At 65.4% G+C, this 21969-nt stretch carries 20 protein-coding genes; 10 read left to right on the plus strand and 10 right to left on the minus strand.

Annotated features, from left to right (window positions below; all coding sequences use genetic code 11):
* Positions 1-118: 118 nt before the first annotated feature.
* A complete protein-coding gene (locus AC1RQP_RS16665) occupies positions 119-2194 on the plus strand; it encodes a methyl-accepting chemotaxis protein (protein WP_239620332.1) in 2076 nt (691 codons plus the stop codon).
* Positions 2195-2208: 14 nt separating this feature from the next.
* Here the strand turns inward: AC1RQP_RS16665 and AC1RQP_RS16670 are convergent, their stop codons facing one another.
* The 3 genes from AC1RQP_RS16670 to AC1RQP_RS16680 all read right to left on the minus strand — a co-directional run bounded on the left by AC1RQP_RS16670 (position 2209) and on the right by AC1RQP_RS16680 (position 5752).
* On the minus strand, positions 2209-4173 hold the full coding sequence (locus tag AC1RQP_RS16670) for a carbohydrate porin (protein WP_239629527.1): 1965 nt from the start codon (positions 4171-4173) through the stop codon (positions 2209-2211).
* A 367-nt stretch (positions 4174-4540) separates the two neighbouring features.
* Positions 4541-4804 (minus strand): hypothetical protein, encoded by a 264-nt coding sequence (locus AC1RQP_RS16675; RefSeq protein ID WP_239620334.1) that lies wholly within the window; start codon positions 4802-4804, stop codon positions 4541-4543.
* 138 nt (positions 4805-4942) lie between these two features.
* Positions 4943-5752, minus strand: coding sequence for a creatininase family protein (locus AC1RQP_RS16680; RefSeq protein ID WP_492937745.1), 810 nt, complete (start codon positions 5750-5752; stop codon positions 4943-4945).
* Positions 5753-5902: 150 nt separating this feature from the next.
* Here AC1RQP_RS16680 and AC1RQP_RS16685 point away from each other — a divergent pair, with 150 nt between their 5' ends.
* The 5 genes from AC1RQP_RS16685 to AC1RQP_RS16705 all read left to right on the plus strand — a co-directional run bounded on the left by AC1RQP_RS16685 (position 5903) and on the right by AC1RQP_RS16705 (position 10452).
* Entirely contained in the window at positions 5903-6925 is a 1023-nt protein-coding gene (locus AC1RQP_RS16685) for an ABC transporter substrate-binding protein (protein ID WP_492937746.1), read from the plus strand.
* A 200-nt stretch (positions 6926-7125) separates the two neighbouring features.
* On the plus strand, positions 7126-7956 hold the full coding sequence (locus AC1RQP_RS16690; RefSeq protein WP_492937747.1) for an ABC transporter ATP-binding protein: 831 nt from the start codon (positions 7126-7128) through the stop codon (positions 7954-7956).
* Positions 7953-8771 (plus strand): ABC transporter permease, encoded by an 819-nt coding sequence (locus AC1RQP_RS16695; RefSeq protein ID WP_239620340.1) that lies wholly within the window; start codon positions 7953-7955, stop codon positions 8769-8771. Before AC1RQP_RS16690 ends, AC1RQP_RS16695 begins: the two co-directional genes overlap by 4 nt.
* Positions 8771-9760: a 2-hydroxyacid dehydrogenase gene (locus AC1RQP_RS16700; RefSeq protein WP_492937748.1), complete on the plus strand. Its 990-nt coding sequence runs from the start codon at positions 8771-8773 to the stop codon at positions 9758-9760. Before AC1RQP_RS16695 ends, AC1RQP_RS16700 begins: the two co-directional genes overlap by 1 nt.
* Entirely contained in the window at positions 9760-10452 is a 693-nt protein-coding gene (locus AC1RQP_RS16705) for an AprI/Inh family metalloprotease inhibitor (RefSeq protein WP_239620342.1), read from the plus strand. The genes AC1RQP_RS16700 and AC1RQP_RS16705 overlap by 1 nt, the downstream gene beginning before the upstream one ends.
* A gap of 168 nt (positions 10453-10620) precedes the next feature.
* On the opposite strand, the gene AC1RQP_RS16710 is transcribed toward AC1RQP_RS16705, so the two are convergent.
* Positions 10621-12012, minus strand: a complete 1392-nt coding sequence (locus AC1RQP_RS16710) for a peptidoglycan-binding protein (RefSeq protein ID WP_492937749.1) — start codon at positions 12010-12012, stop codon at positions 10621-10623.
* A 399-nt stretch (positions 12013-12411) separates the two neighbouring features.
* Here AC1RQP_RS16710 and AC1RQP_RS16715 point away from each other — a divergent pair, with 399 nt between their 5' ends.
* Complete coding sequence (locus tag AC1RQP_RS16715) at positions 12412-13128, plus strand: tetratricopeptide repeat protein (RefSeq protein WP_492937750.1); 717 nt, start codon at positions 12412-12414, stop codon at positions 13126-13128.
* A gap of 135 nt (positions 13129-13263) precedes the next feature.
* Here the strand turns inward: AC1RQP_RS16715 and radC are convergent, their stop codons facing one another.
* Together radC and AC1RQP_RS16725 are read right to left on the minus strand one after the other, a co-directional pair.
* Complete coding sequence (gene radC, locus AC1RQP_RS16720) at positions 13264-13977, minus strand: RadC family protein (RefSeq protein WP_492937751.1); 714 nt, start codon at positions 13975-13977, stop codon at positions 13264-13266.
* Positions 13978-14032: 55 nt separating this feature from the next.
* Positions 14033-14953: a DMT family transporter gene (locus AC1RQP_RS16725; RefSeq protein WP_492937752.1), complete on the minus strand. Its 921-nt coding sequence runs from the start codon at positions 14951-14953 to the stop codon at positions 14033-14035.
* A 131-nt stretch (positions 14954-15084) separates the two neighbouring features.
* On the opposite strand from AC1RQP_RS16725, the gene AC1RQP_RS16730 reads away from it, so the two are divergent.
* Positions 15085-15681: a bifunctional transcriptional activator/DNA repair enzyme AdaA gene (locus AC1RQP_RS16730; protein ID WP_492937753.1), complete on the plus strand. Its 597-nt coding sequence runs from the start codon at positions 15085-15087 to the stop codon at positions 15679-15681.
* Positions 15682-15785: 104 nt separating this feature from the next.
* On the opposite strand, the gene map is transcribed toward AC1RQP_RS16730, so the two are convergent.
* Positions 15786-16604, minus strand: coding sequence for a type I methionyl aminopeptidase (map, locus tag AC1RQP_RS16735; protein WP_271531330.1), 819 nt, complete (start codon positions 16602-16604; stop codon positions 15786-15788).
* Between the two features lie 183 nt (positions 16605-16787).
* Entirely contained in the window at positions 16788-18104 is a 1317-nt protein-coding gene (locus AC1RQP_RS16740) for a mechanosensitive ion channel family protein (protein ID WP_492937755.1), read from the minus strand.
* Positions 18105-18311: 207 nt separating this feature from the next.
* On the opposite strand from AC1RQP_RS16740, the gene AC1RQP_RS16745 reads away from it, so the two are divergent.
* Both AC1RQP_RS16745 and AC1RQP_RS16750 read left to right on the plus strand, forming a co-directional pair.
* The gene (locus AC1RQP_RS16745; protein ID WP_492937756.1) at positions 18312-20105 is read left to right on the plus strand and encodes a potassium/proton antiporter; all 1794 of its coding nucleotides are present in this window, start codon (positions 18312-18314) and stop codon (positions 20103-20105) included.
* Positions 20106-20278: 173 nt separating this feature from the next.
* Complete coding sequence (locus AC1RQP_RS16750; protein WP_492937757.1) at positions 20279-20539, plus strand: PepSY domain-containing protein; 261 nt, start codon at positions 20279-20281, stop codon at positions 20537-20539.
* Between the two features lie 59 nt (positions 20540-20598).
* Here AC1RQP_RS16750 and modC read toward each other — a convergent pair whose 3' ends face one another.
* Both modC and modB read right to left on the minus strand, forming a co-directional pair.
* Complete coding sequence (modC, locus tag AC1RQP_RS16755; RefSeq protein ID WP_492937758.1) at positions 20599-21261, minus strand: molybdenum ABC transporter ATP-binding protein; 663 nt, start codon at positions 21259-21261, stop codon at positions 20599-20601.
* A gap of 2 nt (positions 21262-21263) precedes the next feature.
* Positions 21264-21959, minus strand: a complete 696-nt coding sequence (modB, locus tag AC1RQP_RS16760; RefSeq protein ID WP_194391140.1) for a molybdate ABC transporter permease subunit — start codon at positions 21957-21959, stop codon at positions 21264-21266.
* Between the last annotated feature and the right edge of the window lie 10 nt (positions 21960-21969).

The following is a 21969-nucleotide window of genomic DNA, read 5'->3' on the forward strand; positions in this document are numbered from 1 at the left end:
CCGAGGGTCGTCCGCGACGACCTGACACTCCGCGGAACTACGGATTGTCGCTTAACGCCCCCTTAGTGGCCGCCCACTAGATTTTCGACATTGCAGAAATGGATTCGGGGAAATCAGGATGCGGATCGGGAAGCTTTTCGCGCTGTCGATGCTGACGGTGACGGTATTTGCGGTCATCCTTGGCGCCGAGGTGCTGATACCTCAGACGCGCATCTTCGCGAACCGCTCCGACGCGATCAAGACCGTCGATGCCTTTGGTGCGACCCTGATGGCCAGCCAGCACCTCGCCAGCCTTCGCGCTCCCTACATCGGACCGATCTTCCAGGAAGGCGCTGCGACGCAGGCGCAGCTCGAAGCTGCCGCGAAGGCTACGAAAACGGCCGAGGCGGGCCTCGACGCTGCAAGGCGCGCCATCATGGTGCTGGACGATGGCGGAGCGATCGCCGAAAATCTCGACCGTGCCGCGCGGCGGCTGAAGGAGATTACCACCGCTGCGGATCGCGCGATGAGCGTCCCCCTGGCGGCGCGTGACAGCACCGCGATAAAGGGCTTCCTGCCCGGCGTTGCCGAGGTCCTCGGCAACATCGAACCGGTCATGAACCGGCTCGAAGCGAAGGTCATCAATGCCGATTCCTCGCTTGCGGCGCTCTTGAGCCTGGCGCGAACGGCGCAGGATCTGCGGGTTTCGGCCGGCAGCCGCGCGGCCACGCTGTCCCCGGCGCTCTCCGCCCGCCGCCCGCTCACCGCGGCTGAGCTGTCGCTGATGGACCGCATGCAGGGACGCGTGGAGGCCGACCGCGAGCGCATCGAGGCCGGGATCGACCAGCTCGGAAATCCCTCCCGCATCGCCGCCGCGCTGAAGGCGGCAACGGAATCCTATTTTGGACAGGCAGCGGTTGCCGTGGACAAGGAGCTTCCTGCAGCGCGGAGTGACGGCAAGTACGGCGCCACCGCCGACGAGCTGGCGAAGGTCATCGTGCCGGCCATCCAGATGTTCTACGGCGTGCGCGACGCCGCGCTGGCGGAAGCTGCCGAGCGCGCCTCGGCCGCGCGAGACGGCGCGCTGGCAATGCTCGCGCTGGCCGCTGTCGCCGTGCTGGCGCTGCTCGGAACGCTCGGCGGCGTGACCGTGATGCTGCGCAGGCGCGTGGTGACGCCGCTCGGCCGGATCGCCGACGTGATCGGCGCGCTCGCCGCCGGACAGCACGAGGTCGAGATTCCCACGACCGGCCGCGACGACGAGATCGGACAGGTGGCGGGCTCGCTGCAGCACTTCAAGGATTCGCTGCTCGCCAAGAAAGCCGCCGACGAGGCCGCTGCGGTCGAGGCCGAGGCGAAGCTGCGGCGCAGCCAGCGCATGGACCAGATCGCGCGCGAGTTCGAAGCCATGATCGGCGACGTCATCAACACCGTCTCGTCGGCCTCCTCGGAGCTGGAAGCGTCCGCGGGAACGCTGACGAGCACCGCCGCGCAATCGGAGAATGTCACCGCGACCGTCGCGGCCGCCTCCGAACAGGCTTCCACGAACGTGCAGACCGTTGCTGCGGCGGCCGAGGAGATGGCCTCGTCGGTCGACGAGATCAGCCGTCAGGTCCAGGATTCCGCGCGCATCGCCGGCGAGGCGGTGCAGCAGGCCGGGCGCACCAACGACCATGTCGGCGAGCTCGCCAGGGCCGCGGGCCGGATCGGCGACGTCGTCGAGCTCATCAGCCAGATCGCGGGCCAGACCAATCTTCTCGCCCTCAACGCCACCATCGAGGCGGCGCGCGCCGGCGAGGCCGGGCGCGGCTTCGCCGTCGTCGCCTCCGAGGTCAAGGCGCTGGCCGAGCAGACCGCCAAGGCCACCGGCGAGATTAGTCAGCAGATCGCGGGGATCCAGAGCGCAACGGAGGATTCGGTCGGCGCCATCAAGGCGATCGGCGACACCATCACGCGCATGTCCGAGATTGCGTCCGCAATCGCCTCGGCGGTCGAGGAGCAGGGCGCGGCGACGCGGGAGATCTCCCGCAACGTGCAGCAGGCCGCGCGCGGCACCCAGCAGGTCTCCGCCAGCATCGTCGACGTGCAGCGCGGCGCGAGCCAGACCGGATCGGCTTCCTCCAATGTGCTCGCGTCGGCCAGATCGCTGTCGGGCGAGAGCAGCCGTCTCAAGGTCGAGGTCGGAAAATTCCTGGACGCGATCCGGGCCGCGTAGAGGCGAGCCCCCGCTCAGAACTCGCCGTGCACGCGCCCCGAAAACACTGACACTGGACCACGATCTGCGTTGTAGGCGGGATTGACGATGAGCTGGTAGTCGGCGGTGAAGGTGAGATTCTTGTTCAGCGCGTAGGCGTAGTAGGTCTCGAGCACGCGTTCGCGGCGGTAGTTGAGCTGGCCATCGCCGATCAGCGGGCCGAGACCGCCGGCGGCGATGAAGTCGCGGTGATCCTGCGACAGGGCGTTGACGGCGCCGGCGATCGCGACCACGTCGTCGGGCCGGCCCCATGTCGTGCCTTTGACCGAGACGCCACCGGACAGGCTGCGATCGATGTCGGTGAAGGCCATGATCTCGTTGCGGCCGTCGTTCCAGCTCCAGCGGCCGAACACGCCGATGTCGCCGGTGATGGCCTGTTCGAGGTTGAACGCGTAGCCGTACTTGATGCGGCCACGGCGGGTCTGGCTGATGTCCACGCCGAACGCGGGATTGTCCAGCGTCTCGCGATAGCTGCCGGAGAAAGCGCTGTTGACGAAACCGAGCGTGCGCAGCTTGCCGGGCTGGCCGAATAGCGAGTAACGCAACTCGAGCTCCGCGACGTACTCGCCGCGACGGCCGATATTCATGTCGAAATTGTTGGAGTTGGAGACGGCATCCATCAGGAAGTAGCCGCCGCGCAGCGCCCATTGCTTCTGGTTCAATTCGGCGGTGGCGCCATAGCCGAGGCCGAGCTTGTCGGCGGCATAGTCGAAGGCGCCGGAGGCCCAGATCGACCAGTTCATGAAATCCTTGCGCGGATCGTGCGCGTAGGCATTGCCGTCGAACACGTCGACCACCGAGAACTTGCCGACCTGCAAGGTCAGGCGCGAGACGTCGGCCTTGCCGGCAAGCTGAAACTGGCCGCTGGCCAGCTCCTCTTGCTCGCCGCCGAAGCCGAAGGTGTGGCGCACGAACAATCGCGAGGCGTTGAAGTGTGGATAGGGAAAGCCGGACTTCTGCGCTTCGCCGTTGGGGAAGCCCGCGGCGCCGGTCGTGTTGTTGAATCCGAAACCCTGGAGAAGCTCGGGGTTGAAGTAGACCTCGCCGCCGTCCCACAACCGCGCATTCAGATAGAGCGAATTGCTCCAGGTCTGCTGAAAATCCGGCGACGGGAGCAGGCTGTTCGGTCCGGTATAAGGCGCGTGGAACGCGGGGTAGCCCTGCCCGAGCACGGTCGACTGGCCGTGAATCTCCCAGCGGCTGGATTCGGTGTCGGTGACGTCGGATTTCGGGTCGTAGGTCGGCACGCCCGGCCAGTCGATCTTGCGATTGAGGCCGATGCGCAGGCTGTGAAAATCCATCGACGACGAATATTGCCCGCCCGAGGGGAAGGTGACGTTGGCGTTCTCGAACTTGCTGTAGAGATATTCGAGCCGAGCGCTCCAGTGCGGTGCAAAGGCGTATTCGGCGCCGCCGCCGGCAGTCCAGCCGAACCGCGTGTGCAACACTTTCTCTTCGTTCCCGCCGGTCGGCGTCGAGAGAAAGCGCTCGCCGGCGAAGGCCGCGCCGCCGGTCGCGTAAAACAGCCAGTTGCCGCTGGCATAACCGAGCCGCGCGCGCAGGCTCGCGACATAATCCCAGCGCTCCTCCGCGCTCGACAGCGCGGTCACCGCCGATGACACGACGTGATTTGAGGGGAGGTAGTTGGGGAAGGAGATATCGCCTTCGACGCCGAGCAGGAAACCTGAGTTGAGGCGCCAGTTGTAGCCGGCCTGGACGCCTCCGGTCATGCCGTTGAACACGTGATCGTCGGTCGCGAGGGTGGGATCGGCCAGCGTTGCCGCGGATGTGCCACGGGTGAAGCCGACATGCGCACCGATATAGAGGCCCGTCCAGTCATAGACCGCCTTCAGGGCCGAGGCCTTCAGCGGCAGATCAGCCGTGTGGCCGGTGCCCGGAAAAGCCAGTGCGCCCGAGGCAATCGCCGCAGCCGTCCGCAAGTACCTGTAACGGTGACCTCTCAACGTCAAAACGCACGCCCCCAAACGCGAATGTATTCCACCTGCGCGATATCCCTGCCGATTCGCGGCGCCCTGTCATCAGGCCTCGGCCGTCCACGCGATCGAGTCCCAAGTCCCGTGCGGTTGCTATCCTTATTGCAATTAATTCTTAATAGCAACTAGAGTGATTGTTGCAGGTGGATGCTTCGCACCGCCTTGTGACGGGGGTGCAACAACTGCCCTGCGCCTCCAAACAGATGACCCCGCCCGGGGGGACAGCCGGGCGGGGTCGGGGGCACGACACGGGGTGGATGAGGCGCCCGTGTCGGACGCAGGATCCAGGAGAGATCGGCCTCAGATACCCAAATCAGTAGCAGGTACGAACGCGGCCGACGTACTGGCCGAAGGCGTTGTACTGGGCGACCCAGCCGCAGCGGTGATAGCCGTGGTAATAGGGGTCGTTGCTAGCGGCGATCGCGGAGCCGACGACGGCGGCGGTGGCGATGCCTGCGCCGACACCCCAGACCCAGCCGGGCTGCTTGGCTTCGGCAGAAGAGGTGGTGGACACCATGCTGCCGGCGACGGCGAGGGCAGCGAGAGCTGCGGCGGCAACCTTGGTCTTGATCGACATGTGAAACTCATCCGGGTTGAGGCGGTCCGTTGTGGCCCGCGTGCCCAGTTGGACGGAGGTTCTTCGCGTCCGGTTCGAAGGCCGCAGATGTAGCCGCGAAGACTCGACCTTTCCCGTGTGAATCCAGAAGGATGCCGGCTAGCCGAGGGGGCCCTTCGCGAGCCTGTTCACGTCGAAGTTATCGACTTCACTGAGCAGCTCGCAGAAGGCGCGCGCACCCTGGTCGATCAGCCGCTCGCCCTTCTCGGCCACGGCCAGCGTCGCATTGCCGATCGCGCCGCTCGGGTTGAGATCCTGCGCCTGCCAGGCGAACGGCGCGGGGCGCTGCGTCGAGAGCCAGCGATACTGCTGCTCCATCGCGACGCTGCTCGCAGGGAAATCCGCGATTGCATCCATGCGCACCTGATCGGGATAGCGCGCCAGCATGATCGAGGTCTCGACCGCGCCGCCGTGAATGCCGTGGCGCACTTCCTCGGCCGGGAACAATCTGTCCGCGCCCGACAGCCGCGACCATGACGTCGTCACCACGAACAGTTTTTGGTGCGCGCGCAGGTCTTGCGCGACCAGCATCATGGCCGCGCTGTTGCCGCCATGGCTGGTGACGATGACGAGCTTCTTCACGCCGCGGCGTGCAACGTCCTCGCCGATCCCTGTCCAACTTTTCAGCGCAACGTCGGTCGGCAGCGTCTGCGTGCCCGGATAGTCGATATGCTCGGTGGAAATCCCGACCGGTTCAACCGGGAGAAATCCGGCCGGAATGCTCTCAGGCAGCAGCTCGCGCACGCGCGCCAGATAGGCCTCCGCGATCAGCACGTCGGTCGTGAGCGGCAGATGCGGACCGTGCTGCTCGGTCGCCGCCAGCGGCAGCACCGCGATCCAGCGCGACGCCTCCGCAGGGCCCGCATCGGCCCAGTCGATATCGATCCAGTTGCGGGGAGGCGTCTTCAAGGTTTCTTTGCCCGAATTTGTCACGTAATTTGGGGTATGAGGGGATGCGGGCCTGGCCGGTTCGCGTCCCCTGATGTCATGCGATTTTATCGCGTTGCCTTTACTTGAGCCAGACACGATTGGGCCAGCCACGATCGACGGAGTGCCATCATGACCCCCTCTCATCTGCGGCGAGCGTTAATTGCGGGTTTGTTGGCCGCTATCGTGTCCTTTGTGCCGGCGCGCGCCGAAACGCTCGACAAGGTCACCTTCGGCACCAACTGGGTCGCCGAGGCCGAGCATGGCGGCTTCTTCCAGGCGGTCGCCGACGGCACCTACAGGAAATACGGGCTCGACGTCACCATCGTCCCCGGCGGTCCCAACGAGAACAACCGCATGCTGCTGATCGCCGGCAAGATCGATTTCTTCATGGCCGCGAACACGCTGATGTCGTTCGACGCCGTCGCCAACAACGTCCCCGTCGTGACCATCGCCGCGATCTTCCAGAAGGATCCGCAGGTGATGCTGACGCATCCCGACGCCAAGGTCACGAAGATCGAGGATCTCAAGCCGCTGACGCTGTTCGTCTCCAAGGAGGGCATGGGCAGCTATTTCCAATGGCTGAAATCCGAATACGGCTTCAGCGAGAAGAACGTCCGTCCCTATAATTTCAATCCGCAGCCCTTCATCGCCAACCCCAAGAGCGCGATGCAGGGTTACGTCACCTCCGAGCCCTTCGCGGTGGAGAAGGCCGCCGGCTTCAAGCCGAACGTGCTGCTGCTCGCCGATTACGGCTTCAACACCTATTCGACCCTGATCGAGACGCGTCGCGACATCGTCGAGAAGAAGCCCGATCTGGTGCAGCGCTTCGTCGATGCCTCCATGATCGGCTGGTACAATTACATCTACCGCGACAATTCCGCCGGCAATGCCCTGATCAAGCAGCTCAATCCGGAGATGACCGACGATCTGCTTGCCTATTCCATCGCCAAGATGAAGGAACACGGCATCGTCGATTCCGGCGACAGCTTGAAGAACGGCATCGGCGCGATGAGCGACGAGCGCTACACCTCCTTCTTCAACAAGATGGTGAAGGCCGGCGTCGTGAAGGCGGATCTCGACTTCCGCAAGTCCTATACGCTGCGCTTCATCAACAAGGGCGTCGGCATCGAGCTGCGCCCGAACAAGCCCTAGCGCATGCCGGGATTGGATCGAGGCGTGCCGGTGTCGTCCACCTCTCCCGAAGGGAGAGGTCGCATCGCATCGCCAGATGCGATGCGGGTGAGGGGTTGCGCTCTCTCGTGGGCCCTCATCCCCCTCACCCGACGCTGCGCGCCGACCTCTCCCCGATGCGGAGAGGTGAAGGGCGCCCGAAACGCCGCAGTCATCGATCAATGGTAGAGCGCAACACCTCGCCCGGCGTCGAGGCCAGCCTGACGGCTCTTGCCGTCAGTCTGCGCGGCGTGACGAAGGCCTATGACAACGGGGTCATGGCACTCGGCCCGTTCGACCTCGCCGTCCGCAAGGGCGAGTTCATCTCGCTGCTCGGCCCGTCCGGCTGCGGCAAGTCGACGGCGCTGCGCATCATCGCGGGGCTCAGTGCGCCGTCTTCGGGCACTGTGCGGGTGGCGCGTCACGAGGGCTCGGTGCAGCCCGGCCATGTTCAACCGGGTCACGGCATCGGCTTCGTGTTTCAGGAACCGACCCTGATGCCCTGGACCAGCGTCCGCGAGAACGTGCGGCTGCCCTTGAGGCTCGCCCGCGTGCCGAAGGCAGACGCGCGCGCGCGTGCCGACGAGGCGCTGGCGAGCGTCGGGCTCGCCGATTTCGCCGATGCCTTTCCGCGCGAGCTCTCCGGCGGCATGAAGATGCGGGCGTCGCTGGCGCGCGCGCTCGTCACCGACCCCGAGATCCTCCTGATGGACGAGCCGTTCGCAGCCCTCGACGAGATCACGCGCTTCCGCCTCAACAACGATCTGCTCGCCCTGTGGCGCCGCCTTGGCAAGACCGTCATCTTCGTCACCCATTCGGTGTTCGAGTCCGTCTATCTGTCGCAGCGCGTTGTGGTGATGACGGCCCGGCCCGGCCGCATCCAGGCTGACATCCGCATCGAGACGGTCGAGCCGCGCGGGGAGGAGTTTCGGACCTCGGCCGCCTATTCCGATTACTGCCGAAGAGTGTCGGCCGCGCTGGCGCCGTCGTATTCGGGACAGTCGACGCTATGAGCGCGCAAGCTCCCATCACCGCGGGATCGTCCCGCGCGCAGCGCGTGATGCGCTTCGTGCTTCCCGTCATCGTGTTCGCGGCCGGCCTCGTCGCCTGGGAACTCGTGGTCCGCCTCAAAGGGATCCCGCCTTACGTGCTGCCGGCGCCGTCCGTCATCGTCCTGACGCTGCTCAAGGACTGGGCGGTCCTGTCACAATCGCTCGCCACCACGCTGCTGACCACGCTCGAGGGGTTCCTCGCGGCGAGCATCGGCGGCATCGCGCTGGCGCTGCTGTTCAACCAGTCGAAATGGGTCGAATATTCGCTGTTCCCCTATGCCGTGGTCCTGCAGGTGACGCCCGTCATCGCGATCGCGCCGCTGCTGCTGATCTATCTGGAGCAGCAGACCGCGGTCGTGGTCTGCGCCTTCATCGTCGCCTTCTTTCCGGTGCTGTCCAACACCACGCTCGGGCTGAATTCGGTGGATCGCAATCTCGCCGGCCTGTTCCAGCTCTATGGTGCCTCGCCACAGCAAGCGCTGCGCTTTCTCAAGCTGCCTTCGGCACTGCCCTACATCCTCGGCGGCCTGCGCATCGCCGGCGGCCTGTCGCTGATCGGCGCGGTCGTGGCCGAGATCGCAGCGGGAACTGCCGGCGCCGGCTCCGGCCTCGCCTACAGAATCGCGGAGTCCGGCTATCGCTTGAACATACCCCGCATGTTCGCGGCGCTGCTTCTGTTGTCGCTGGCCGGGATTGTCATCTATGGGGTGCTGGCGCTAGTTTCCCACCTCGTTTTACGGCGCTGGCATGAGAGCGCGCTTGGAAAGGAAAACTGATGGCTGCCGGTTCGATTTCGTCCGAAAAGATCGACCTTCTGATCTATGGGCCGGTGCGGCCGATTCTCGAGAACGGCTTTTCCGATCATTTCGTCGTGCACAAGGCGGAGACACGCGGCGATCTCGAGCGCCTGACGCCGGCGGTCCGCGACAAGATCCGCGGCGTCGCGGTGACCTATCACACCGTGCGCGCGGACAGGGATTCGCTGTCACAGCTGCCGAAGCTGGAGATGGTGGCGAGCTTCGGCGTCGGCTACGACCATGTCGACGCCAAATACGCCGCCGAGAACAATATCGTCGTCACCAACACGCCCGACGTGCTGACCGAGGAGGTCGCCGACGTCGCCATGGGTCTTCTGATCTCCACCTTGCGCGAGTTCATCAAGGCCGACCGTTACGTCCGCTCCGGCCTCTGGCAGACGCAGAACTATCCGCTCAGCGTCGGCTCGCTGCGCGACCGCAAGGTCGGCATCGTCGGCATGGGCCGGATCGGCCAGGCCATCGCGCGCCGGCTCGACGCCTCGCTGGTGCCGGTGGTCTACCACTCGCGCAATCCGTCCAAGGACGTCTCCTACAAGCACTACCCTGACCTGCTCGAGATGGCGAAGGCGGTGGACACGCTGATGGTGATCGTGCCCGGAGGCGCCGCCACGAACAAGATGATCAATGCCGAGGTGCTCAAGGCCCTCGGTCCGCGCGGCGTGCTGGTCAACGTCGCGCGCGGCTCGGTGGTGGACGAGCCGGCGCTGATCCAGGCACTGAAATCAGGCACCATCCTCGCCGCCGGCCTCGACGTGTTCGCGGCCGAGCCGAACGTGCCGGACGAGCTCAAGACCATGCAGAACGTCGTGCTGCTGCCGCATATCGGCTCGGCCTCGGTGGTGACGCGCAACGCGATGGACCAGCTCGTGGTCGACAATCTCAAGGCCTGGTTTGCCGGCAAGGCGCCGCTGACGCCGGTTGCGGAAACGCCGGTCAAGGGGCGCTGATGAGAGCTCTTCGGGTCGTTGCATTCGCCGTCGCGGCCACCTTGGCCGCGATCGGCATCGCGCATGCGCAGGATGCGACGAGCCTGAAGAAGCAGATGCCCGGACAGTGGGAACTCTCGACCACCGAGCGCAGCAAGACCTGCGTCGTCACGCTCAAGAGCGATGCGGCGGCGCAGGGCTTCAAGCTGGAGCTGGAGCCGGCCTGCAAGACGGCGCTGCCTTTCACGAAAGACATCGTCGCCTGGAACGTCAGGGGCCTCGACATCGTCCGCTTGCAGGACGCGACCGGCGAAGCCGTGATCGACTTCACCGAGGTCGAGGCCGGCATCTTCGAGGGCCTGCGCCAGGGCGAGGGCGTCTACATCCTGCAGGATCTCGCTGCCGCGCGTTCGATGGCCAAGTCGATGGACCAGATGATCGGCGACTGGTCGATGGTGCGCGGCAACGGCCAGCCGGTCTGCGGGCTGACGCTGACCAACACCGAGGCGGACTCGGACAATTTCCAGGTCTTCCTCAAGCCGAAATGCGACGCGACGATCGCGCAGTTCAACCCGACGCAATGGCGCCTCGAGCGCGGCCAGATCATCCTGATGTCGAAATCAGGCGAGGCCTGGCAGTTCGAGGCCGACGACCACGCGCAGTGGCGGCGCGTCCCCGACACCGCCGATCCCCTGATCATGCTTCGTCAATAGGCGACGCGGGCGTACTCGGCCTGCATGTTTCGCCCGGCGATGCGAAGCATCATCCGGAGACGCCCGCTTTGGCGGGCTCCTCACCATGAGGGTCTGATATCTCGCCGCGTAACGCGACCTCATCCTGAGGGCCCGCCGGAGGCGGGCGTCTCGAAGGATGGTCGCAGGTTACGTCGTCACCCTCGGCGGCGGCGCGGTGCCTTGCGACCATTTCTCCATCTTGCCGAGCACGCCCCAGACGGCGAGCGCGAGCGAGATCGGCATCGCGAACTGGCTGATGCCGGGCACGGCGGTCACGATCGTTCCGAGCAGTCCGGCGAGGCCGCCGGCGTTGGGGCTCGCCGTCACCGACGAGAGCAGCGCGGTGAGCAGCGAGCCGCCGATGCCGAGCGCGGTCTTCTTGCCGTCGAGCAGCTTGCCGACGGTCTCGCCGAGCGCGCCGTTGACCTGGCCCAGCATGGGCTTGCCTCTGCTCGTGTTGAGGAGAGTGCTGAGCAGGTCGACGACCTGCTTCAGCTGATCGACGGGGGCGGGGCTCGCCGGGGCGACCGGTCCCGGCACGGGCGCCGTCCTGTTGATGAGCGAGAAAAGCCGCTCGAACAGGCTGATCGGGTCATTCGTGGCAGGCAATGTCCTGCTCGGCACGGTCGCCGGCAGCGTCGCGCCGCCGGCTGACGGTCGCAGCAATTGCGCGAGGTCCTCCAGCCGCTTCAGGATCTGCGACAGGTCGACCGCCTGCACCGAGCCTCCAGGCTGCGTCGCGCGCGTGATCGCGGCGACCGTGGCCGCATCGAGAAGCCCGGTATCCCTCAGGCCGTTCTGTTCCTGAAACTGCGAGACCGCGGCCCTGGTCTTTGGTCCGCTGATGCCGTCCTCGGCGAGCGGCGGGTTGGCGCCGAGCTTGTTGAGCGCCTGCTGCATGAGAATGACCGACGAGGCGACGTCGTCCTCGGGCTCGCTGCGGCCGGCGAATTGCGGGCTGCCGTCGAGCGTGATCGAGGAGTCGAGTGACATCATCGCATGCAGGATCACGGCCGTGCCGAGCTGCGAATCGACATGATTGGAGTCGAATACATGGTCGCGAACGAATTTTCCCGCCCTTGCCTCCGGCGGGCCGTACAGCGTCGAGCCGCCATAGAGATAGGGCGAGTTGACGCCCTTGGAGTGATAGCCGAAGCCGTTGAACGCCTCGAGCCGGAACATCATCCGCGCGATGCTCCAATCGTTCGCACCAATGAAGTTCTGGATTCTGAACGCGTCCACGGCGCCGTCCACGAACGTGGCGAAGGGGCCGCGCCCCTTTGGAACGAGCTTCGTCACGCGATGAAGCGACTCGCCGTTGCCGAGATACGTGTCGAAATCGAAGTTAGACTCGCGGTAGTGGCAGAGCGCGGTGAAGAACCAGGGGACGCCCGTCAACCGTTCGATCTGCTGATACGTCGCCTTGCCGTTGAGGGCCTTGCGGGCGACTGCATTCGCCTCGGCCAGGCGTCCGGCCCGGATCTCGAGATCGGCCCAATTCCGCTCATACTCGTCTTTCAATCTTTCGAATGAGATCATTTTCCGCTCCCGCAAATTGACTGAATGATCGACTCTCCGTGCAAGCCAAAGTGAACCAGGTGCCGTGATCAGCGCGTCGCTCCGGCGTGATCTCCCGAAATCTGGCAGGTCGCCGACCCGGAGCATGTGAAATGGCTTACAGCTTCGGTGGGAAATCATCGGTAGAACCGGGAGCCCGGCGCGACCACCTTTCGGGGAACCGGCTCGCCCGTCCATCGGCTAGCGGCGAGACGGTCCGGCAAGGAGTCCTGCATCGCCAGGCGGGGCCTCGCGATCGGCATTGAACCCGGCAATGCGGGCATGGCGGTTTCCGATTGTCGAAATCTCCGCCAGATCCGAACTTTGTCTCCCTCTCGAGCGACCAAGACATATTGGTTTCGAAGCACATCGGGATTTGACATGAAATTTGCTGCTTTGGCTTTTTCGTGCCTCTTTTCGTGCCTTCTAGCGTTCTCGATGCCCGCCAATGCAAGTGACGCGGGCACCTTCAACGCGATGATGGTCCTGGCCACTCAAGGGGATGCCGAGGCGCAATACCATGTCGGCATGATGTACAATAATGGCATCGGCACCCAACAGGATCGCAGCCGGGCGTTCGAGTGGTTTCAGAAAGCGGCTGCGGCCAACGATCCGCTGGGAGCCTACAAGCTCGGCTGCTACTACGACGGGCAAGGCGTGGGCATCGTCGCAACCGACCAGGATCAGGCGTTGAAATACAAGCTTGTTTCCGCCAAAGCCGGTTATGCGCGTGCCCAGCACGATGTCGCTCTTCTGTACGACAGACGAGGAGATTCGGAAGAAGCGCTGAAATGGTGGAAGATGGCCGGCGATCAGGGACTTCCTGGCGCCCTGTTCGGCCTGTCCCGCGCGTACTCCGCCGGAAAGGGAACGCCGAGAGACCTGTCTCTGTCGTATGCGTACTTCAAGCTCTCGCAACTGGCGCCGGCCAAGAACGTGAACGAGATGGCTTCCATGTTGTCCAAGCCGGAGCTCGAGAAGGCCGAAAGATTGGTTTCCGAATGGAAGCCGCAACCGACTGCTTTGACGCTCAAGGCATTGAGCGGCATCAGGGCCGCAGAAGAGCACTTGAAGGTTGCCAGGAACAAGATGTTCTGATCTTGCCCGGAAGCATGATCCGGAAAAGTGCGCAGTGGTTTTCCCTCGCGACAAACGCGGAACGCGTTTGCGCGGAGATCATGCTTGAACAACAAGCTGAAGCGCGATGACGATTCATGCCAGTCGCATCGCGCTTTAGATCAGCCGCATCCCGCGCAGGCTGGCGTGGCCGTTCCTGCCGACGATGATGTGGTCGTGCACGGCGATGCCGAGCGGCTTGGCGATGTCGATGATCGCCTTCGTCATCTGGATGTCGGCCTGCGAGGGCGAGGGATCGCCTGAGGGGTGGTTATGCACCAGGATGACGGCGGTGGCGGAGAGTTCGAGCGCGCGCTTGATCACCTCGCGCGGATAGACCGGGGTGTGGTCGACGGTCCCGGTCTGCTGCACCTCGTCGGCGATGAGCTGGTTGCGCTTGTCGAGGAAGAGCAGGCGGAATTGCTCCTTGTCGGCAAACGCCATGCTGGTGCGGCAATAATCGATCACCTCGTTCCAGGACGACAGCGCGTTGCGGCTGTTGACGCCGCCCTTGGCCACGCGATGCGCGGCGGCGGCGATCAGCTTGAGCTGGTTGATCGCGGCTTCGCCGATACCGTCGACCTCGCGCAGCCGCGCCACCGGGGCATGGACGACCTCGGCGAAGGAGCCGAACGTCTTGATCAGGATTTTCGCCAGCGGCTTGGTGTCCCGCCGCGGCAGCGCCGGAAACAGCGCCATCTCGAGCAGCTCGTAGTCGCTGAGCGCATCCGCGCCCGCGCTGTAGAAGCGTTCGCGCAGCCGCTCGCGATGGCCGTGATAGTGCGGCGCGTCCTCAGGCTTGCTCTTGTCGTGGTCGGACTTGGCGGGCATCGGCCGCCAGCATTGCCATGTCGGAGGAATTTTTCAATCGGCAATTGTAATCGCCTCATGGCTTCCGCATGGGTGCGGTCACCGCTATGACCCCCATGACGATGAACGTCATGCCGGCCAGCATCGACCAGGTGAAGCTCTCGCCAAGGAGCGTGGTCCCGAGCGCGACGGCGAAGCCCGCGCGCAGATAACTGCCGCTCGTCGTGCCGAGCGGGCCCAGCGTGCGGATCAGGCGGAAATAGATCACCATTGCGAGCGCGGTGCAGACGATGGCAAGGCCGAGCACGGCTGCGATCGCCTGGCTCGTCGGCGCCAGCGTCCAGGGCCGGTCGAGGACAGCGGCTATGGGCAGCATCAGGGCGGCGGCGCAGGCCATCGCGCCGGCTGCCGTGACGGCCGCGGGAAGGCTCGCGAACCGCTGCCCCCAGATCGGTGCGAGCGCGTAGCAGAAGCTCGCGGCCAGCACGGCTGCCTGTGCCAGCGGCGCGGCGGTGCCGATCCCCGAGAGCGCATCGACTCCCATGGTCAGGGCAACGCCTGCCAGGCCGAGAGCAACACCGATGATCGTCCGGCCGCTGATCGCCTGTCGTCCGCGCCCGGTCGTCATCGCGATCGCAAGCACGAACATCGGCGGGGTCGCGTTGAGCACGCCGGCGAGACCGCTGGTGATGTGCATCTCGCCCCAACTGATCAGGGTGAAGGGCAGCGCGCTCTGCAGCAGCCCCTGCACGACGAACGCCGCCCACACCGACCCCTGGCGCGGCAGGGTGTATCCCTGCTTGGTTGCGATCAGGGCCAAGAGAAGGGCCGCGATCGTCACCCGCGCGGCGACCATCGTGAACGGCGGAATCGTCGGGACTGCAACCTTGATGAGCGTGAACGAGCTGCCCCAGATCAGGGAGAGAAGCAGCAGCAGCCCGATCTCGAATGCGAGACGGGTTTGCCCTGACGTCGTCTGTTGCGCCTGTGTGCTCATGCGATCTGCTCCGGGATCTGTCGACACCATGATCGGGAGCGGCGATGCAGGCTGGCTGAATTCGGACCTCATCGCCCGGTCGAGTCCGATTTCAGCTACTCGGCGGCGCGCCCTGAAACTATGATTTCGCCATGGCGACAGGCTCCGCGCATCGGCAAACGCTGCCACCGCATCTCGATTGGGAAACCTGCGACCGGGCGCGCCTCGCGCGGGCGCGCGCCTTCGACGGCCTGTTCTTCTCCGGCGTCCGTTCGACGCGCATCTATTGCCGGCCGGTGTGTCCGGTTCGGCCGGCCCGCTCCGAGAACGTCACCTTCTATGCGACCGCGGCGGCCGCCGAGCGGGCCGGCTTTCGCCCGTGCCTGCGCTGCCGGCCGGAAGCTGCGCCGGGCTCTCCGGCCTGGATGGGAACGGCCACCACCGTTGCCCGCGGCATGCGGCTGATCCACGACGGTTTTCTGGATCGGGCGTCCATGACGGATCTCGCGGACGCGCTTGGCGTCGGGCCGCGCCATCTCCTGCGTCTTTTCATGCGCCATGCCGGGGCGAGCCCCAGCGAGATCGCGGCAACGCGGCGCGTGCAGGAAGCCAAGCGTCTGATCGACCAGACTGACATGACGTTGGCGGAGATCGCCTTTGCCGCGGGATTCGGCAGCGTTCGGCGCTTCAACGACGCGTTTGTCGCGACCTACAAGAGGACGCCATCATCGTTCCGCCGCCGGCGGTAGGGCGGTATGAAGCACCGAACTACGGTGCGCAATTGCGCACCTGAGGATCTCGAGATTCCGGCTCGCTCGCTGCAGCGAGCGTTCCGGAATGACACGCCGGGCAATCACCCGATCTGCTTCTCGCCGTGCCGCTCCGACAGCGTGAATATCTCGACGCCCGTCGCGGTGACGCCGACGGAATGCTCGAACTGCGCCGACAGCGAGCGGTCGCGGGTGACGGCGGTCCAGCCGTCGGACAGGATCTTCACATGCGGCTTGCCGAGATTGATCATCGGCTCGATGGTGAAGAACATGCCGGGCTTGAGCTGCACACCCTCGCCGGGCCGGCCGACATGGATGATGTTCGGCTCGTCGTGGAACATGCGCCCGAGGCCATGGCCGCAGAAATCGCGCACCACGCTCATGCCCTGCGGCTCGACGAAGCTCTGGATGGCGTGGCCGATGTCGCCGGTGGTGGCGCCGGGCTTCACCGCGGCGATGCCGCGCATCATCGCTTCATAGGTGACCTCGATCAGCCGCTCGGCCTTGCGCGCGATCGGGCCGATCGCATACATCCGGCTGGAATCGCCATACCAGCCGTCGACGATGAAGGTGACGTCGATATTGACGATGTCGCCTTCCTTCAGCGGACGGTCGCCCGGCATGCCGTGGCAGACCACGTGGTTGAGCGAGGTGCAGGTCGAGTAGCGATAGCCGCGATACATCAGCGTCGCCGGATAGGCGCCATGGCTGAAGGCGAAGTCGCGGACGAATTCGTCGATCTTCGAGGTCGGCACGCCCGGCCCGACGATGTCAGTGAGCTCGTCGAGGCATTTTGCCACCAGCGCGCCCGCTTTGCGCATGCCGGCAAAGGCGCTCGGCCCATGCAGCTTGATCTGTCCGGTCTTGCGCAGGGAGGTATCGGTGGCTTCGACGTAGCTCATGCGTGTCAGGTCTTCTCGGGGCTGGTCTCGATATCGGCGGAAAGGATTGATTTCGGGCCCCAATTTAATGATTGCGGGCCTTCATGCAAGCCGAGGCAGAGCGTTTTCGAGCGAAGTGGCTACCGGTTCGCGTGAAGAAAACGCGTCAAAACAAGAGCTTGCCGGCCGGGCGGCGAAAGCGGCCTAATTCGGGACTTCTACGGTGGTTTCCACGGGGAGGGCGCCGCCGCGGATGCGGATTTCGCGGACGGGGTAGGGAACCCGGATGCCCTCGCGCTTGAACGCGTCCCACAGCTCCAGCATCACGTCGCTCCTGACCTTGTCCATGCCGTCGGGGTCGGCGATCCAGAAGGTCAGCGAGAACTTCATGCCGGCTTCCGCGAACTCGGTCAGGATGCAGGTCGGCGGCTTGCCCTTCTGCGCGCGCGGATGGGCGGCGGCGGTCTCGGCGGCGAGCGTGCAGACAAGGCGCGGGTCGGCATCGTAATTGGTGCCGAAGGCGATCTTCACCAGCGTGTTCTTGTCGGTATAGGTCCAGTTGACGACCTTCTGCGTCACCAGATCCTCGTTCGGCACCAGGAATTCGCGGCCGTCGCCGGCGGCGACGGAAATATAGCGCGTCTTCATCGCGCTGATGCGACCGGTATTGTCGCCGATGGTGACGAGATCGCCGGGCTTCACCGACTTGTCGGCGAGCAGGATGATGCCCGAAATGAAATTGGCCACGATCTTCTGCAGGCCGATACCGATGCCGACGCCGACCGCGCCGGAGAACACCGCGAGCGCCGACAGGTCGATCCCGACGGCGCCCAGCGCGATCACGATCGCGACGGTGAGTAGCCCGATACGGATGATCTTGACCAGCAGCACCTGCACCGACGGCGTCAGATCGGTGGTCGCGTTGATCCGGCTCTCGGCAAAATTGCTCGCGATGTTGGTGGCCCAGAGTGCGATGAGGAGGAGCGCACCGGCCTTGAGTGCCAGCAGCGGGGTCAGCCTGAGGCCGCCGAGCACGATCGCAAAGGAATCGAGCACGTCGACCGTGGCGTCGAGCTGGCCGAGGATGGAGAGCGCGGCGACGAACCACGCCGTGATCGACACCAGCTTGACGATGAAGGCGTTGCGCAGCACCGAGGTCACGAGCCGGATCACGAGCCAAGCGAAGCCCAGCTTGGCTGCGACCATCAGGAGATAGCTGCGGCTCGGCCAGGTCGCGTGGTACATCACCACGCGCGAGATGATCACGAGCAGCGTGAACACCGCCGTGGAGGCGCTGGAGACCATCACCCGGACGAAATGCCGGAGCGGCAGCGGCAAGCGCATCGCCAGCGAGGTCATGTCGACGCGGCTGCGAATCGCGGTCTCCGCGGCATAGGCGATGCCGGCCGCCGCCAGGATGAGACCGAATTGCAGGTAGAACCAGGGTGAGGAGATTTCCGCCCCGACGCTGCGTGCGGTCGTCTGCACGAACTCCATGAAGTCTTTGAGGTCCATGTCCATCGGTCTCGTCGGCAAGCGGGGAGGAATTGATTCGAGGGAGCCGCAGAATCCCACAAGGGGCGCGGCCGGACCATCGATACACCGTCAAGTGAAGCGCGTTAAGGCCGCAAAATGCGGGCAGATTGCCGCGAACCATGGGAAATGGGTTGGCGCGCGAGTCCGCCGACGATAAGGATGCAATCCCAGCGATTTTTACCCGGAAGGTGGATGGCTTCCCTCGACTCCGTCAGCATCGCCATATTGCTCGGCGCCGTCCTCGTCATGGCCGGCATCCTCTCGAGCCTGCTCGCGCTGCGCTTCGGCGCACCCTTGCTGCTCGTCTTTCTTGCGATCGGCATGCTCGCCGGCGATTCCGGCCCTGGCCAGGTCCAGTTCGACGACGTCCGCACCACCTATCTGGTCGGCTCCGTCGCGCTCGCCCTGATTCTGTTCGACGGCGGCCTGCGGACGCGCTTTGCCAGCATCCGCACTGTGCTGGCCCCGTCCGTGATGCTCGCGACCGTCGGCGTGCTGCTGACCGCGATTGTCACGGCGCCGTTCGCGAAATACGCGCTCGATCTCAACTGGTCGGAATCGCTGCTGGTCGGCGCCGTGGTGGCCTCGACCGACGCGGCGGCGGTGTTCCTGCTGGTGCACACCCAGGGCCTGCGCCTGCGCCCGCGCGTCGGCGCGACGCTGGAGGCGGAATCCGGCACCAACGACCCGTTCGCGATCTTCCTCACGCTCATGCTGGTGGAATACATCTCGATCGGCTCGAGCTCGCCCGGCCATGTGCTGATGGAGTTCATTCAGGAGGCGGTCCTGGGTGCCATCGTCGGTGTCATCGGCGGGCGCCTGGTCGTGATCGCGCTCAACAAGGTGGCGCTGCCGCAGGGCCTGCATGCCCCGTTCGTGGCCACAGCTGCACTCGTGATCTTCGGCGGCTCGCAGATCATGCACGCCTCCGGCTTCCTCGCGGTCTACCTTGCCGGCATCATCATCGGCAACCGGCCGACGCGCGCGCATAATTCGGTGGTGACGTTCCTCGATGCCGCGACCTGGCTGGCGCAGATCGTGATGTTCGTGCTGCTCGGGCTCTTGGTCTCGCCGAGCCGCCTCGGCACCAGCATATTGCCGGCCGTCGCCGTCGCGCTCGTGCTGATGCTGGTGGCGCGGCCGCTCGCGGTGTTCGTGTGCCTTGCCCCGTTCCGCTTCAACTGGCGCGAGAAGATCTTCATCGCCTGGACCGGCCTGCGCGGCGCGGTCGCGATCTTCCTGGCCTCGATCCCGATGCTGGTCGGGCTCTCCAAGGCCTATCTCTATTTCGACGTCGCCTTCGTCGTCGTCATCATCTCGCTCCTGCTGCAGGGCTGGACGCTGGCGCCCGCCGCACGCAAGCTGCACGTGGCGTTGCCGCGCGCCGAGCGCGGCCCGCGGCGCGTCGAACTGGATCTGCCCGGCCAGCTCGAGCAGCAGCTGGTCGGCTATCCGGTGCGGCCCAAGAGCCTGTACTTCCGCCGCGGCCTGATCCCGTCCTGGTCCAAGCCGACGCTGGTGATCCGCAACGAGAACATCCTGACGCCGGCGGAAGCCGACCCGATCGCGCCCGGCGACTACATCTATCTGCTGGCCCCGCCTGAAAAGGCCGAGTCGCTCGACCGCTTCTTCGTCGACATGCAGCCGAGCACGGCGCCCGATCCGCATCTGCTCGGCGACTTCATGGTCTCCGGCGACCACACGCTCGCCGAGCTCGCCGAGATCTACGGCGTCAAGGTCGGTGAAGACGAAGGCAAGCTGACCTTGGCGGACTATTTCGACGTCCATCTCGACCGCGCGCCGAAGGAGGGCGCCGAGCTCGCCCTGGACGAGATCGTCCTTGTCGCGCGCTCGATCTCCGGCGGTCGCGTCAATCTCGTCGGCTTGCGTCTGCCGGAAGAAGACGAGACGCCCGAGCCGCTGACGCGCGCGCAGGCGCTGCGGAAGAAACTTGCGGAGCTGTGGACCTCGGTGGCAGGGGTTTAGCGTATGATCCGGGTTCGCCATTCGTGCGCCCCGGGATGACGGGAATAGGGAACCGCCACCAAATCGCCGCAACCGCCGAAGATTTGCGCGGTTTCGTGAGCGCGAAACCGGAACGCTCCGCGGCGCCGCTCGTTCTAAGCCGCGAAACAGCTTGAACCGACAGGAGCATACCAATGCGAAAGTTCGTCCTTCCGATCGCGATGGCCCTTACGCTCGGCGCGGCGGCGCCGGCGATGGCCTATGACACCGGCGATCAGATCTCGATGCAGGTCGCGCTCGATGTCGCGAGCGCTCTCGGCGTCGTGACGATCTCGCACACGAACTTCCTCGGCGATGAATGGGAGATCGAGGGTCGCGACCGCGCCGGCCGCTGGATGGAGGTGGACGTCGATGCCCGAACGGGCGAGGTCCGCAACGTCGACCGCGGCTGGTAGCCGAAAGGAACACTGTGGCCCGGGTGGCGCGCAGCGGCGAAATCCGGGCTACCGCCGCCTCACGCCAGCACCTTGACCCCGCCGACCGACGTCACGCGGCCCTGCTTCAGCAAAACGATCTGCGTCGCGAGCTGGCGCAGCTCCGCGGCGTCGTGGCTGACATAGACCATCGGCACGTTGGCTTCATCCCGCAGCCGCACCAGATAAGGCAGGATCTCGAGCTTGCGGCCCTCGTCGAGCGCGCCGAGCGGCTCGTCGAGCAGCAGCAGCCGCGGCTTCGAGAGCAGCGCGCGTCCGAGCGCGACGCGCTGGCGCTCGCCGCCGGAGAGTTTTCCGGGACGGCGATCGAGCAGCGCGCCGATGTCGAGCAGGTCGATGATGCGCTTGTGCTGGGAGGGATCGGGCGGCAGGCGGTTCATCCGCCGTCCATAGTCGAGATTCTGCGCGACGTTGAGGTGCGGAAACAGCCGCGCGTCCTGGAACACATAGCCGATGCGGCGGCGCCAGGTCGGGACATGGATGCCGGCCGCGGTGTCGTCGACGGTTTCGCCGTCGATCACGATGGTGCCGCGGTCGGGCCGCAACAGCCCTGCGATCATGTTGACCAGTGACGTCTTGCCGGCGCCCGAGGCGCCGAACAGGCCGATGGCACGGCCTTCGCTGGCGAAGGTTGCATGCAGCGAGAATTCGCCGAGCTGCTTTTCGATGTCGACGCGCAGCATGGTCAGTTTCCGTGCAGCCGCGCGGTGGCGCGGCGGGCGAACCACTCGGCGGCAATCAACGCGCCCAGCGCCAGCACGATCGAGACGATCACCAGGCGTCCCGCCGCGGCATCGCCGTCCGGCGTCTGGATCAGCGAATAGATCGCCGAGGATATCGTCTGGGTCTCGCCGGGAATGTTGGAGACGAAGGTGATCGTCGCGCCGAACTCGCCGATCGCCTTGGCGAAGCCGAGCACCATGCCGGCGAGCACGCCGGGCAGCGCCAGGGGCAGCGTCACCGTGAAGAACACTTTCCATGGGGCGGCGCCGAGCGTCTCGGCCGCCTGCTCGAGCCGGCGATCGATCGCCTCGATCGACAGCCGCATCGGGCGGACCAGCAGCGGAAACGCCATCACGCCGCAGGCCAGCGCCGCGCCGGTCCAGCGGAATGAAAAGACGATGCCGAGATAGTCGGCGAGGAAGCCGCCGACGAGGCCGCGGCGGCCGAACGTCAGCAGGAGCAGATAACCGGTGACGACAGGCGGCAGCACCAGAGGCAGATGCACGACCGCGTCGAGCAGCGACTTGCCCCAGAAATCACGCCGCGCGAGCAGCCACGCCAGCGCGATGCCGAATGGCGTCGCCACCAGCGTTGCGATGATGGCGACCCTGAGCGAGAGCAGGATCGCCGTCCATTCGGCGGGAGAGAGGTCCGACATCAAGCCGCAG

The sequence above is a fragment of the Bradyrhizobium sp. GW821-FHT13H06 genome (assembly GCF_058803975.1).

What these genes read in the sequence shown, in the direction of transcription:
- AC1RQP_RS16665 (WP_239620332.1), top strand. Translation starts at nt 119, where the DNA reads ATGCGGATCGGGAAGCTTTTCGCGCTGTCGATGCTGACGGTGACGGTA.
- AC1RQP_RS16675 (WP_239620334.1), bottom strand. Translation starts at nt 4,804, where the DNA reads ATGTCGATCAAGACCAAGGTTGCCGCCGCAGCTCTCGCTGCCCTCGCC.
- AC1RQP_RS16685 (WP_492937746.1), top strand. Translation starts at nt 5,903, where the DNA reads ATGACCCCCTCTCATCTGCGGCGAGCGTTAATTGCGGGTTTGTTGGCC.
- AC1RQP_RS16690 (WP_492937747.1), top strand. Translation starts at nt 7,126, where the DNA reads ATGGTAGAGCGCAACACCTCGCCCGGCGTCGAGGCCAGCCTGACGGCT.
- AC1RQP_RS16695 (WP_239620340.1), top strand. Translation starts at nt 7,953, where the DNA reads ATGAGCGCGCAAGCTCCCATCACCGCGGGATCGTCCCGCGCGCAGCGC.
- AC1RQP_RS16700 (WP_492937748.1), top strand. Translation starts at nt 8,771, where the DNA reads ATGGCTGCCGGTTCGATTTCGTCCGAAAAGATCGACCTTCTGATCTAT.
- AC1RQP_RS16705 (WP_239620342.1), top strand. Translation starts at nt 9,760, where the DNA reads ATGAGAGCTCTTCGGGTCGTTGCATTCGCCGTCGCGGCCACCTTGGCC.
- AC1RQP_RS16710 (WP_492937749.1), bottom strand. Translation starts at nt 12,012, where the DNA reads ATGATCTCATTCGAAAGATTGAAAGACGAGTATGAGCGGAATTGGGCC.
- AC1RQP_RS16715 (WP_492937750.1), top strand. Translation starts at nt 12,412, where the DNA reads ATGAAATTTGCTGCTTTGGCTTTTTCGTGCCTCTTTTCGTGCCTTCTA.
- radC (WP_492937751.1), bottom strand. Translation starts at nt 13,977, where the DNA reads ATGCCCGCCAAGTCCGACCACGACAAGAGCAAGCCTGAGGACGCGCCG.
- AC1RQP_RS16725 (WP_492937752.1), bottom strand. Translation starts at nt 14,953, where the DNA reads ATGAGCACACAGGCGCAACAGACGACGTCAGGGCAAACCCGTCTCGCA.
- AC1RQP_RS16730 (WP_492937753.1), top strand. Translation starts at nt 15,085, where the DNA reads ATGGCGACAGGCTCCGCGCATCGGCAAACGCTGCCACCGCATCTCGAT.
- map (WP_271531330.1), bottom strand. Translation starts at nt 16,604, where the DNA reads ATGAGCTACGTCGAAGCCACCGATACCTCCCTGCGCAAGACCGGACAG.
- AC1RQP_RS16740 (WP_492937755.1), bottom strand. Translation starts at nt 18,104, where the DNA reads ATGGACATGGACCTCAAAGACTTCATGGAGTTCGTGCAGACGACCGCA.
- AC1RQP_RS16745 (WP_492937756.1), top strand. Translation starts at nt 18,312, where the DNA reads ATGGCTTCCCTCGACTCCGTCAGCATCGCCATATTGCTCGGCGCCGTC.
- AC1RQP_RS16750 (WP_492937757.1), top strand. Translation starts at nt 20,279, where the DNA reads ATGCGAAAGTTCGTCCTTCCGATCGCGATGGCCCTTACGCTCGGCGCG.
- modC (WP_492937758.1), bottom strand. Translation starts at nt 21,261, where the DNA reads ATGCTGCGCGTCGACATCGAAAAGCAGCTCGGCGAATTCTCGCTGCAT.
- modB (WP_194391140.1), bottom strand. Translation starts at nt 21,959, where the DNA reads ATGTCGGACCTCTCTCCCGCCGAATGGACGGCGATCCTGCTCTCGCTC.